The 12,933-nt window shown below is 33.8% G+C and carries 15 protein-coding genes; all 15 read right to left on the reverse strand.

The genetic code is table 11. From position 1 onward, the window contains the following. Positions 1-18: 18 nt before the first annotated feature. The 15 genes from JL193_RS01825 to JL193_RS01895 all read right to left on the reverse strand — a co-directional run bounded on the left by JL193_RS01825 (position 19) and on the right by JL193_RS01895 (position 12,926). Positions 19-849 carry a DUF5694 domain-containing protein gene (locus JL193_RS01825; RefSeq protein WP_207972212.1) on the reverse strand — a complete coding sequence of 277 codons (831 nt, stop codon included), beginning with the start codon at positions 847-849 and terminating at the stop codon, positions 19-21. Positions 850-1,062: 213 nt separating this feature from the next. Continuing rightward, entirely contained in the window at positions 1,063-2,196 is a 1,134-nt protein-coding gene (locus JL193_RS01830; protein ID WP_207972213.1) for a hypothetical protein, read from the reverse strand. A 44-nt stretch (positions 2,197-2,240) separates the two neighbouring features. Beyond that, positions 2,241-2,864: an IS630 family transposase gene (locus tag JL193_RS01835; RefSeq protein WP_243456877.1), complete on the reverse strand. Its 624-nt coding sequence runs from the start codon at positions 2,862-2,864 to the stop codon at positions 2,241-2,243. Then, the gene (locus JL193_RS01840) at positions 2,818-3,309 is read right to left on the reverse strand and encodes a helix-turn-helix domain-containing protein (RefSeq protein ID WP_207971783.1); all 492 of its coding nucleotides are present in this window, start codon (positions 3,307-3,309) and stop codon (positions 2,818-2,820) included. The genes JL193_RS01835 and JL193_RS01840 overlap by 47 nt, the downstream gene beginning before the upstream one ends. 30 nt (positions 3,310-3,339) lie before the next feature. Beyond that, positions 3,340-3,678: a hypothetical protein gene (locus tag JL193_RS01845; protein ID WP_207972214.1), complete on the reverse strand. Its 339-nt coding sequence runs from the start codon at positions 3,676-3,678 to the stop codon at positions 3,340-3,342. A 13-nt stretch (positions 3,679-3,691) separates the two neighbouring features. After that, positions 3,692-4,885, reverse strand: coding sequence for a serine hydrolase domain-containing protein (locus JL193_RS01850; protein ID WP_207972215.1), 1,194 nt, complete (start codon positions 4,883-4,885; stop codon positions 3,692-3,694). Positions 4,886-4,954: 69 nt separating this feature from the next. Next, entirely contained in the window at positions 4,955-5,539 is a 585-nt protein-coding gene (locus JL193_RS01855) for a hypothetical protein (RefSeq protein WP_207972216.1), read from the reverse strand. A 586-nt stretch (positions 5,540-6,125) separates the two neighbouring features. After that, entirely contained in the window at positions 6,126-6,869 is a 744-nt protein-coding gene (locus JL193_RS01860) for an aspartate/glutamate racemase family protein (protein WP_207972217.1), read from the reverse strand. Between the two features lie 25 nt (positions 6,870-6,894). Then, on the reverse strand, positions 6,895-8,085 hold the full coding sequence (locus JL193_RS01865) for a serine hydrolase domain-containing protein (protein WP_207972218.1): 1,191 nt from the start codon (positions 8,083-8,085) through the stop codon (positions 6,895-6,897). A 93-nt stretch (positions 8,086-8,178) separates the two neighbouring features. Then, positions 8,179-9,180: a WD40 repeat domain-containing protein gene (locus tag JL193_RS01870; RefSeq protein WP_207972219.1), complete on the reverse strand. Its 1,002-nt coding sequence runs from the start codon at positions 9,178-9,180 to the stop codon at positions 8,179-8,181. Further along, entirely contained in the window at positions 9,146-9,646 is a 501-nt protein-coding gene (locus JL193_RS01875) for a hypothetical protein (protein WP_207972220.1), read from the reverse strand. The genes JL193_RS01870 and JL193_RS01875 overlap by 35 nt, the downstream gene beginning before the upstream one ends. Before the next feature lie 179 nt (positions 9,647-9,825). Further along, the gene (locus JL193_RS01880; protein WP_207972221.1) at positions 9,826-10,179 is read right to left on the reverse strand and encodes a nuclear transport factor 2 family protein; all 354 of its coding nucleotides are present in this window, start codon (positions 10,177-10,179) and stop codon (positions 9,826-9,828) included. A 9-nt stretch (positions 10,180-10,188) separates the two neighbouring features. Beyond that, positions 10,189-10,842 carry a DUF4386 family protein gene (locus JL193_RS01885; RefSeq protein ID WP_207972222.1) on the reverse strand — a complete coding sequence of 218 codons (654 nt, stop codon included), beginning with the start codon at positions 10,840-10,842 and terminating at the stop codon, positions 10,189-10,191. Between the two features lie 376 nt (positions 10,843-11,218). Beyond that, positions 11,219-11,575 (reverse strand): YciI family protein, encoded by a 357-nt coding sequence (locus tag JL193_RS01890; RefSeq protein WP_207972223.1) that lies wholly within the window; start codon positions 11,573-11,575, stop codon positions 11,219-11,221. Between the two features lie 253 nt (positions 11,576-11,828). Continuing rightward, positions 11,829-12,926: a helix-turn-helix transcriptional regulator gene (locus tag JL193_RS01895; RefSeq protein ID WP_207972224.1), complete on the reverse strand. Its 1,098-nt coding sequence runs from the start codon at positions 12,924-12,926 to the stop codon at positions 11,829-11,831. Positions 12,927-12,933 lie beyond the last annotated feature (7 nt).

A 12,933-nucleotide genomic window follows, 5' to 3' on the forward strand; every position in this document is an offset into this window, starting at 1 on the left:
AAGTTTCAAATAAAAAGCCTAGCTTCTATGGTCATAAGGTGTGTATCGTTGCCAACGCCAAGGTGTATAGGTATCGCCAATAGTCAATTCCAAAAGTTTCTTAAAAGTGCTTTCTGCATTATCGCTGTTGGACATTAGCAAAACCCCTTTCTGTTCAGCAGGAAATAGAATAAAGTAATGTTGAAATCCGTTGTCGTGGCCTTCTTTAAATACCGCTTTTCCATAGGGCGTATTTAAAATTCCAAAACCCAACCCATAGCTTAGCTCTACCGCATCATTTTGGTTAGTATCTTCCCAAGCTTGATAACCAAATTGAGTTTTTGACGTTATTCTTACTGATGGTTCAAACAATAATTCAGTTATTGGTGATTTCTTACTTGATAAGTTCAATAAATGCCGTAAAAATTTCGAATAATCATTTACTGTTGTATATAATGAACCCGCTGCATTGGCTTGTGTTCTTTTATGATCCATAATTTTAGCTAATCGAAAACCTATTTCATAGACTTCGTTTCTTTTAAGCTCAAATTCCCCATTTAAATACTTTATATATCTACTTTGAATTAGAGAATCGTGCTTGACATCAACTTCAACCATGATCTTTGTAGGCTTAAATTCTTTTAGGTTATTGATAAGAACTTTTAATTCGCGTTCTCTTTCGTGAGATAAAATATCATCATAGCTGTCTTTAAAGACGTTATTCCCTTGATTGCCCATGTGGTAATTACCAATAATTGCAATTTCAGGCTTACTTTTGGCCTCTTGATCAACTATTCCTACTTGTCCCAATGAAAATTGGAATGTCATTACAACCAATGGCAGAAACAAAATAATTATTAGTTTCATCATGAGTGTTTTTTATATTAGTATTACATGCATTTACTCTTTTATCCAATTGTAGTAGGCTTTTTAAATTTGGCAGCCCTCCAATAGCATGAGTCATTTGTTTATCTCAAAAAAACGTATTAGGTTTTACGTTGTAGTATGAGAGTTGGTATGCCTTTGCCAACAGTTGAAATATCTTAGCCTGAGTTCTTTTGTTTTCAATAATTTAAAATATTCCTAGTTTTTTATATTTTTTAAATATTCTTGAACCTCACTCCAAAATACAGGCTGCAAATGCATCCCAAAAACCCTTGAAACTTCAAGCTTGTTTTTATTCACGGCATCTTTAACTTCCGTCAGATATTGGGGCATAAAAAAACCTTCTTGCGTTTTCTGAATTAAGTCTGCTGTGTACAACCAATTGTCTTTTTTTGAATGTACCATTAGCATCTTGCTTCCCGCACTTCCATTTATTGGATAAATGGTAACGTTTTTGCCGAAATTCATTTTGTCAGTAACAAAATTGTAAATTGGTGCTTTTGGATTTTTGCTCAATTTATCTGGATGAGAAGTGTAAGTTGCGTTTATAATTTTCTCTAGTAATGACTTATTGTTCGGATGGGTAACGATGGGAATTCCATTGGCAACATATTCCCTAACACCACCGATATGAGGATAAGCATCAGAAGCTATCACAACCCCTTTGATCGTTTTATCTGGGTATGTCTCTTTTAAATAATCAACGATACTATAGCTGTACGAAGAACTAATAGGTGCTTCAATTATGAGAATATCATTTTGATTAATCACCAGTTGCACAAACCAGGGCCCCAATAAGGTATAGACATTATCAAATTCGTTCTTTAGGTACTCAAAATTTCCTTTTTGCTGTATTACTGGTGGCCTTTGCTGAATATCTTTTTCTGCTTTAAAAATTTCATTATCAACTGTCTTGAGGAATGAAACTGAATCGCAGGTTATTGAGCGCCATTTATTACCCAACCTGTAAATATCCCATTGGTATGGATATCGAATTCCTTTTTGATGATAGTGATATAATGAATACTTAACAGTCGTCGTGAAGTTTCCAAATGGCGAAAAGAAATTCTCATAAGGTAAATAGGTTTCTATTTCTGCCTGAAAAAGTAACCCAGTTTTCGAATTGATTGAAATTCTAATGTTTACATTATTTTTTGTGAACGATAAGTTGTAGTAAGTTTCGCCTTGAATAGAACTATTATTTTTTTCTTTTTTTAAGTCATTCGATGCTTTTGCTTTCAATAAAATTGCAATAGGGTCATAACTCACTAAACTTAAAATTTCATCCTTATAGCTTTTGGGCAATGGGTACTTTTGCGTTCCATAAACCATATCGCCTTTGGATGCATTAATTACTATTGAACTGCTAATACCATTTAAACATTGAAACTACTGTAAAAGGGTTTTAGATAAATTTCATAACCAGTTATGGACTTAATCGTATTCTGACTCATATCATTAACAAGTTGTTCAATTTTTGATTCAAGTATATCTAAAGTGTCATAGATTTTCATAGCGATTTTGCTTTTTAGATATTGCCATATTTTTTCAGCAGGGTTTAGTTCTGGGCAGTATGGTGGGATTGGCAATAAGATAATATTATCAGGTAGTTTTACATCTTTAGTAGAATGGAAAGCTGCATTATCGATTATAATAATTTTGAGTTCTGATGGATTGTAAGTACTCAAGTCGTTAAGATACTGTACAAAAAAGTCTTTACATACAGTATCAGTTATCATACAGAAATGCTCACCTGTTATAGGTGAAAAGCTTCCCCACAACCATTTACTTTGATAACTGTGCTTGTATTTACCTATAGGCTTTATACCTTTAGCAGTGATAACTTTTTTCTGTTTGGTAATTAATCCAAACCTACTCTCATCCTGAAAATATAGATTTACAGAAGTATGCTTATTGTTATTGAGTTTAAGTCTAAATAATTCAAATGATTTTTTAAGGTTTTTTAAAAACCGCTTCGGCTCTTGGGTCTTTTTTGTAATGAGACTTCCTTGATACTTTTAGTCTAGATTTATGTTTACGCCTACAATGTGCATAAAGCGTCCCATAATCAATCGTCTCACTAAAAGTAGCCTCTATAAGACCTTGAAGCTCCACATAAGAGGTAACTGTTGTTTGTGGATTGGTTAATTGGGTAGCTATAAAATCAATAACCCTCTCAGAAATAACACGAGTGTTATTACCGCCTACTTTTATGGTAATTAATTCTGAAAGACCGTAGCTATTATAGGTTTTTAACCATTCTCTAATTGTCTTTTCTGTAAAACCCAATTTATAAGCTAACTGACTTTGGTAAACTACCTTACCTTGCTTTACTAAAATAAGAACTTTCAAACGACCTCGTTCACGTTCCGATTTTGCTTTTCTTAATAGTGAACTCAATTCTTCTTCACTCTCTTTTACTGTAATATTTATCTGTTTTGGCATAAAAACAAGATACAAAATATTACAGTAATATCAAAGTTTATTTAGTATAACAGGCTCTTTAAATTGAAACTGCTTAATTGATGATTCTTGAAACAGTTTATCTTCTGTGAGGCTATAGGTTTCGGTTACATCTTCGTACGACGTAATAAATGGACCATTATGAAATTCAGACTGCTCTAGCCAATGTTTGTGTTCATTGTGGTGCTTTGAAATAAACTTTATCTCTTGCAACTGCTCTAATCCACCAAATTGTTCTATACAATTGTCCAAGATTTCAGTTGCACTTTGCGCATTTAGTTTCGGTACAGTAGTTAATACTAAAAACAGTATAACCTGTATCAAATATGTTTTTTCAATTTTCTTTATCATTTTTTACTCATATTTATTGGTCATAAGGTGTGTATCGTTGCCAACGCCAAGGTGTATAGGTATCGCCAATAGTCAATTCCAAAAGTTTCTTAAAAGTGCTTTCTGCATTATCGCTGTTGGACATTAGCAAAACCCCCTTCTGTTCAGCAGGAAATAGAATAAAGTAATGTTGAAATCCGTTGTCGTGGCCTTCTTTAAATACCGCTTTTCCATAGGGCGTATTTAAAATTCCAAAACCCAATCCATAGCTTAGCTCTACCGCATCATTTTGGTTAGTATCTTCCCAAGCTTGATAACCAAATTGAGTTTTTGACGTTATTCTTACTGATGGTTCAAACAATAATTCAGTTATTGGTGATTTCTTACTTGATAAGTTCAATAAATGCCGTAAAAATTTCGAATAATCATTTACTGTTGTATATAATGAACCCGCTGCATTGGCTTGTGTTCTTTTATGAAAATCAAGTGGCTTTCCCTCTTTATCGTGCCCTATGGCGAGATTTTCTGAAAAACGCTCTTGCCACACATAACTTGATGATTGCATTTTTAATGGCTTAAAAACGTATTCCTGAGCCATTTCCTCCAATGGCTTATTCGCTAGGTGCTCAACGACAAACTGCAGTAGTTGAATGCCTTCCCCCGAATAATAATAGCGACTGCCAGGGTCTATGAGAAAACGAATGTTTCCTTCGGGTAAAAAATCATTTTCTTTGGTCATCCATCGCCAGTTTGGAAACCCAGTAGTATGGTTCAGACACATTCTTGCTGTGATTTGCTTATAGCGTTCGTCTTCTTTCAATTTAGCATAGGATTGCCTTTTTTCATCATTTTTGAGTTCTGGTAAAGGAAATTCTAAATAGTGCTGTAGTGGTTTATCTAAATCAATCGTTTTTTCTATAACCAATTGTACCACTATATAAGCAAATACGGCTTTGCTCAACGAAGCGCCCCTAAAAACTGTATTATTATCAAGTATCTGGGATGTTTCCTGATTTTTGAACCCAAATGATTTCGTATAATCGTCCTGTTTTTGAAGTATGGACAAACCCAATCCTGAGACTTGAGCTTTATTTACTATTTTTTGTATTTCATCAGAAAGCTCTTGGCTATCGATACGATGACTGTCTAGCTGTTTAATCGAGCGATTATCCTGCGCTTGGCAAGAAATTATTATAAGGGCTAGGATTAAATTTAAAATTTTTCTCATATTAGAAAAAGCAGAATTGAATATTATTTACAGAGTTTTGAAGCACAAAATCTATGTGATTACCCAAAATTATTTAATGATTTCTTTTAAAGTGTTTTCTATACGCGGTGCATGGCTAACTCCAACAGTAACAAACACTGTTTCGCCGTTATTGACTAATTCACTAATAATATGGACTAAATGATAATCTCTCGATAAGTTAGAAGCATTTGCTATTTGAGACAAGTAACCCTCTGGCCAACCATATTCATCAGAATAATCCCGCCATTCGATATCAGGGAAATCTCGTTTCCAAATACTATCTAGTTCCTGCCATGAGCTATATACATTTCTGACGTGATTGTAGTCTGTTCTGCTTTCTAAGTATTCTTGCAACTTTTCATTTGGATTACTTGGCTTTCCATATCTAAGGTTGCTAAAATAAGGTCTAAATGAAAAAAAGAGTGCCAATTCTTCAGCAGAATATTTCTTTAAAAGCATTTCGATTTGATCATTTCTTGTGGGCTCCCAGGTATAAAGATCAACACCTTCTGATTTAGCAAGTTTAGATACCAAACCACTCTCACCATATTTTTTATAGGATTTTGAAACCATGTAAACAAAAAGCCCAGTCGTCCTTCTACAAGGGCGACAGTAGGCTTGGCCAAATTCCATATCTGCTTTATAGTGTCTAATTGCGGATTATTGACATCACGAACATGTTCTACCCCTACCACGTACACGCTTCCTCCAGTTGCAGAATTTATTGAGTAACAATAAGGCCTTCTGTGCTCGTTCACAATTTGGTTGTAAGATTTCATATCCATTATCGGGACGGTAATCACTTTGGCATTACTTACCTTATAATGGTCTGGGGACTTCCATATTACATTACAGGAGAAGAGCACTAATACGAATAGAAAAAATAGTATTATCGCAAGTAGAATTTTCAGTGTGAGTTTCATGATCTTCTAATATGTGTTTTTTAATTCCTAAATTCTTCCAAAGCTAAATGTCTTACGTCTTTAGCATGCGCTGTCGATAAAACGATTGAATCAATTAACCTGGAACACACATTACCTTTTTAACTTGAGCAAATCTCATTCATCGCCAATACCTGTTGATTCTCAAAGGTATATTTTACGACTTCTAGAGGCATTATTAGGTTCTTTTTATTTTCTTTCTGCAAGCAAGGGTTTCAAAGTTGAAAATAGAAAGGCACCTAACGATTTTAAGCTTATGAATTTAATTGGCAGTTCTATCAAAATAGTTCCTTATTCGTTGCATTTATCCAACCCTTAATGGGTATTTCTTTATTTAAAAGAGCCAGTTTCACAGCATATTTTGAGAGCAATCTGGTTGAATCCAAAATAGGCAGAGGTGAATTGTTAGAATTAATTATCAATGGTATTTCTGTACAGCCAAGTACAACGCATTCTGCACCATCCTGTTTTAAACCATTAATTGCTTTTATAAATAACTCTGTTGTTTCTCTTTTAAAAACACCTTGGCACAGTTCATCAAAAATGGCATCGTTAATTTTCTTTTTAACAGCTTCAATTGGTGTTAAAACCGAAAGATTATTGGCATTAAGTATATTTGGGTAAACCTTTCCATCCATCGTCCATTTAGTACCTAGAAGCCCAACCTTTTTCCAATTATTTTTCTTTATTTCTTCGCACACAACATTGGCTATGTGCAACCCGGGAATGGGAACCTCCTCAATAATATTTTCCAAAACAATATGTGCCGTATTATCTGGACAGATAAAAAAATCAGCGCCACTTTTCGAAATTTGATGGATTCCGGCTTTTAAATGTTTAGCGACTTCATCATGATTACCGGATTCCCACCCTTTCATACTTAAACCCATGGGTATAGCACTTAATATGATATTTGGATGCATGTGTTGCCCCATCAGTTTTGCTCCCTGTCTACAAGCAGCTAAAAAACTTAAAGCACCGCCTTCGTAACTATGCGCACATATACCTATTGTTTTAGTCATTGTTGTGTGTTCTTTTATTATGTATTTACATTTGGGATATAACTTCTTCAATTTTTTTTGGGAAGCTTATATAACCATTCCATCCTTTTACATTCGTTAAGACTGCGATTGATAATTTTTTTTCAGGAATCATAATTAGAATCGCTGAACCACCTGCCTGTCTGCCAGTATGCCCAAACCTTTTTGTATCTTCTGAAGGAAAAATCATTATTCCATAGCCATAATTCTCTTTGTTAGGAATTGCATAACGCCATAAAGGTATTTTCTTGTTATTGCTTTCTACGCTTTTTATATAATTCTCGGACATTAGCTTGATTTTACCAGATGAAAAATACTCTTCATTTAGAAATGAATTAGCAAATAGAATCAAATCAGATGCTGTTGTCAAATGTCCTCCAGCCGGCAGGTTTTCACTTACATCACGCATATCTGCTCTACGAATAGGTTTTTCTCCATTTATTCTGTAACCAGAAGCACGATTAGGGATGATCGCCCAAGCATCATCTTCCAAAGTGTTATTCATTGAAGTTGGTTCAAAAATATATTGTTTAGTAAGTTGTTGATAGGTCAAATTAGAAGCTCCTTCAAGTACACAGCCTAGTACCCTATATGCTTGAGAAGAGTAGTGCCAATCGGTCCCAGGTTCGAAAATAAGAGGGTCATTCTTGAAATTATCAAGCGCTTTTATTATTTCGGTATATCTGGTGAATTCACCTAGCATTTCTTGTCTATATCGATTTTTAATATCAAGACTATCTTGACTATTTTCAGCGTTTTTTAATTCTTCTTCTAAATCCATGTAGGAACGTATTCCGCTCGTGTGCGTAAGTAGTTGTCTAGTCGTAATGACGTGTTCTTTTTTAGGAAAATTAGGGCAATAATTTCGTATGGGTTCATCCAAGTTTAATAATCCTTTATCCACTAACATCATTGCAACTGTAGATGTCCATAATTTTGAAACTGAAGCAGTTCTGTATTTCGTTTTATTGGTTGCAGGAACATTATTCTCTATATCAGCCAATCCAAAGGCTTCATTAAATATTAGACTATCTTCTAAGCTTATTGCTATTTGTAATGATGGTGCTCTTGAGTTCTCTAACTCTTGTATAGCTAGTTCTGATATTTTACTTTTAAATAAATCCGTATTTAGGTCAGTTGTTTGAGCGGATAGATTTAATCCTAATAGCAACAGAGTGAATTTCAATATGCATTTCATCTAATAATTTTTTTAAGTAAAGACAATGAAATTTTGGAAATGTTACAGTTTTGTTTTTCAAAATGACACATAACTATTATTAAATTTTTAATGTTATTGTAAATTTGTATAATGTATTCCACCCTTTAAATCAACAGAGACCATTTGGGATAGATCTTTTGATATTTTAATACTACTTATGGTGGCTCCATGTTTTAATAATTCATCTTTTAAATGTCCTGTCGCCACGTCCCAATACCGTATAGAACGATCAATACCTCCAGTAAAAACGGTATTCTTGGTTATCTGAGCAGTAGTTAATTTCATTTGTAATGGTATTCTAAAGATAGAATCTCTACTTGCTAGATAATAGGGCCAATCTGGATGTTTCTTTTTTATAGTTATTCGTATGGTGTCCTTTAGGGTACAGATAATTAATTCATCGTGGTTTAAATAAAGTAAATCACCATTGCTGTTAACGTCCACAAGTTTACCCCTTTCACTCTTTGTTACCTTTACTTGACCTGTTTCTGGATACCATAAAATCAATTTTCCACCACCTGTATGATAGATGATATTTTCTTTTCCCAACCTAACTACCGCATTAGGGAAATCTTTAGGATAATCAATAGGTTTATAGTTCTTTGTAACATCCCAAACAAAATTTTCGTGATGTCCGTTAAAGCCCATTAAATACTTGCCATCGGATGAAATCGAAATATCATTTATCCATGATGCCCCAGTTTTTAATTTCTTTATAATTTTTCCATTAGTGGCATTAAGTACTAGAATCCCAGAGTCCATTGTACTTGCCATTATTTCATTTCGCTCTTTTGAATAGGCCAATGAATAGATTTCATCATCGATTTGTGCAAATAATTCTTCTTTTTCAATACCGTTTATAATCTTGCCTATTCTGCCAGAGTATGTAGAAACTATTGCACTGTCTCTAATCCCGATGTATTCGACATCTGTATAGGACAACGTATTGATACCAGTTAGTCTTGATCTATTTTTATAATTTTCATTACAGGAATAAATTGTAATTACTGTTACAATGATTACCAAAAACTGCCTCATATTAATCATTGTTTTTAATTTTAAATTTCTTACCATTTTCAACCAGATCAATAGCAAGTTCGCTTTCCGATGCTGTAAAGGATGCTTTATTTCCCGATCTTGACCATATACTCATAGTCGTAGCACCCTGAGGTTCTGCCAAAAACAAAGCTGTTTGATCACCCTTGGGATCGAGTGTCATAAAAATATTGCCATAATCATCATCGGTAACAAAACCTCCTCGTTCCATCCCTTCACTATCATATAGCATCAACCCCGAAACTGATGTCTGGCTTCGAGAAGAAAACATCCTGCCCCCATCTCTTTGCGCTTCAGGTAAATGAGCGGCCAAAATTGCCCGTTCAACACCTAATGAATCCACTATAACAATTCCGCGCACTTTGAGTACATCATTAGAAAAATCCCTTTCTCGATTTTTTAATGAATAGTGATACAGAACTATAGAGCACACCAATGCTAAGTTTAGGATTACTAAAAGTTTATTGATTTTTTCGTTTTTCATTAATCAACCGATTTTAATTATTTTAGTTTATGGTATAGTGATATAATTTCACGCAATACAATTCTTCTTCAACAAAGCCTAAAGTGTTAGGTATGGATAGGCTTAATTCTTTTGTATATTTTTTCACTTTTGAAAACTTTAGTTGTTAGCAATCTTATCCTTTGGATTTAAGCTGTTTGTTATTCATTATCAAAAAACAATTTAGAGTCACAGAAGAGAAACATCTTTGATATTTTTTCACCCTCAATTTCGTACCATTCACTTGCAGGAACTCTACGTCCATTTGGCAACAAAAAATCATAATGCGCCACTACCGTATTTTTCTCAGCTACGAGTCTAAAAATCTCTGAATCCATCTTTATTTCAGAGCCAAAAGTTTTGAGATTAGTTATGAATTCTTTTAATGAGTTTGCTGTCATCATAGGGCCTTGAAAGTGAAAATCTTCGGTTAATAACGGTGTCAATTTTTCTGGATTAAATTTTTCTCCAAAAAAAATATCCAGGTAATTCTGTACAATTTGTTTTGTGTTCATATTTTAGTTTTATTCTTCTATAATACTCTTATCCTTAAACACGATTCGCGTAAACCATACGAAGACGATGAGAGTCCATAGGCCTAAGAATGGCCCTAGGTCTATTAAGCCATTATCGGCTGGCGGTGTAGGGAAAGTCCACATGTTTAATATCAAAAGTCCTGCTGAAATGAGGCAACCGATCCATCCCAATAGCTTATTGAAATTGGGACTTTTTGCAATATTGATTCCAAATAAAAACCATGATATGGTTATAAAAATATCAAAAGCAACATCCAATCCCGATTGCACCCTGTTTGCACCTTTGAAAGATGCTCTTAACAATGATTTTGCTTCTTCAGATTTCGTTGCTTCCATAGCAGTATCATGCCATATAAAATTTGCTTGTTGAACCACGATAAATGAACATGCAATGGCAGCACCAATTATTCCAAATAAATAAGCAATTTCAAGAGTAGGTGTGTGGGACTCTTTTTTTAAGAAACTATATAGCCCCATAAATGCGACAGTCCATAATAAGGGAAAAGTGAACGCTAGTAACCTACTTATGTAATCTGGCAAAAATGGTAGAACAGCAGCAGATAAGTAAAATATTATTGAAAGAATACCAGATATTGCTCCGATTTTTTCTAGATGATGACTGGTAGTGCCTTTTGATTTCATGTTTTTCCTATTCAAGTTAAATTAACGATTAGTGTTTACTCGATAATAGAGATTTGAATGCTCCAGCTTGCCTAAACACGCTAAAGTCTTTTCTTTTTCGAATGTCTCGCAGGCTTGATCCGAGGTTGTTTGCTATAAAAATACGTTCTCAACATAAGCATGAGTTATATGAGTTTTTAGCCACAGATTATCGTGTTTTCTAAATTCAAAATCAATTTTCCACTTCCATGCATATTCAATCAATTACGAATGTCTTCTAGTAAGGCCTATTATAATTTATCCCTTTACGTATATAGACGCAACATACTTAGAAATGGTTGCCTAGCTTTATATCAAGGCTTCCCTTTTTTATACTAGGTAATTTAAAACCAATGAATTAATTACCTCCTATCGGCATCAATGGATGGACTTCTATTTTTGTGGGAATATCGTTGAATATTGGATTGGATTTGGCAATTTCCATAGCTTCATCCATGTCTTTGGCGGTGATGTGGAAAAATCCGGCAACCACTTCTTTAGTTTCATTAAAAGGCCCATCTTTAAGTGTTCCATTACTTTTTGTAACGATCCTACTTCCTGATTTTTCAATAGGACTTGCTCCTTTTAATTTCCCATGCTTCATCAGGTTTCCAATATAGGCGCTACCATGCTCCATGTGCTTTTGTAGTTGTTCTGGCGACAGGTCTGTCCAAACGCTTCCTTCTGTTTTGATAATAAATAGGTATTCTTTCATGATTGTTGTTTTATTTTGTTATTTGTTTTTTAAAATTTTTATCATTTTTTACAGCTACTTACATATCTAATTCTTCCTTTTTGTTAATCAATAAAGTGATATGTGATTTGCTCATTCAAAAGAAAGTATTTTACCTACTTAGAACAAATAAGTAATACCTTAAAATATCCCATATTTTAAATTTGGAACTTGAAAAAAGGTCGTATATGAAAGGTTTGATTCTTTTTAAATAGAAAATCTATTCGAAACCTCACTAATGTGTATAATGATTCTTGGTCTGGATATCCAAGTATTCTTTTGGTGTGGTTCCTTCATACCGATGAAAGAGCCTGTATAAGCTGGTCTTGGAATTTATGCCACAGTCCTGAGCAATTCCTTGAAGTGTATAGTTTTTATAGTTTTCATCAACGATTCTCTTCTTAAATTCTTGGATCCTGTAATAATTTAAGAGTTCTACGAAGCTATGAAAACCTTGTTGTGTCAAATATCCTTTTATATCATCAGTAGTAATACCAAGATGTTTTGCATAGTCTAATATTTTAAGACTTGAAGAGAGGTAGCTCTTGTTATTCAATAAATCATGGTTGATCCTTTTAAGAATTTCTTTTGTAGGATCTACTCTTTTTTTAGACCTGTTATTTGTTACAAAGAATTGTTTTAACCAAACCACTTCAGTAATTGAATAGAACAACAGGCTCAAACAGAAAATAATCCATATAGGGTAAAGAAAGTAAGAATAGTAAACGGAGACAATCGCCTCGCTGACCAGCTTTACAGAATTAATTGAAACAAAGCTGAGGTCTGTAATAATAGATATGAGTGCCGAAAGAAGAAGATAATAATTGAATCCATAATAAAATTTTATGTATCGATCATTAATGTTAAATCGACCTGAGGCTTTCTCGTGCTTTATTAACCTTCGCCCTAAAAGAAAATAAATAATAATCGACAAATTACCGATGATTCCGTATGTTATTTTACCGAGAATTAAGTTTTGCCCAAGATTTGGCCTAACCGTTACAAAATATATAAAAGCAATGAGTATAAAGGGCAATGTATGTAGAAGCACTTTTCTCCATTTCAATATACCTTCAAATACGCACGAGATGTATAAATAGAGAAGAGGGCCGTATAAAAGATGCGTAAACAGAGGCTTTATAAAGTCAATGCCTTCATAATTTTTTATTTCTGGGTAGAATGCATCTGCAATAAGGACGAAAAGCACTATGGCTACGAAGTAAGCGATAAGATAATTCTGAGCTTTTCTAGTGGTTAAATTTAATACTAAAGCAACGCTTAAATTTAGAATTAAGGTCAGCTGTGTGATATCTAATAAATCTAATATTTTCATTAGCGCA

This window comes from Polaribacter batillariae (genome assembly GCF_017498485.1).
Lineage (GTDB): Bacteria > Bacteroidota > Bacteroidia > Flavobacteriales > Flavobacteriaceae > Polaribacter > Polaribacter batillariae.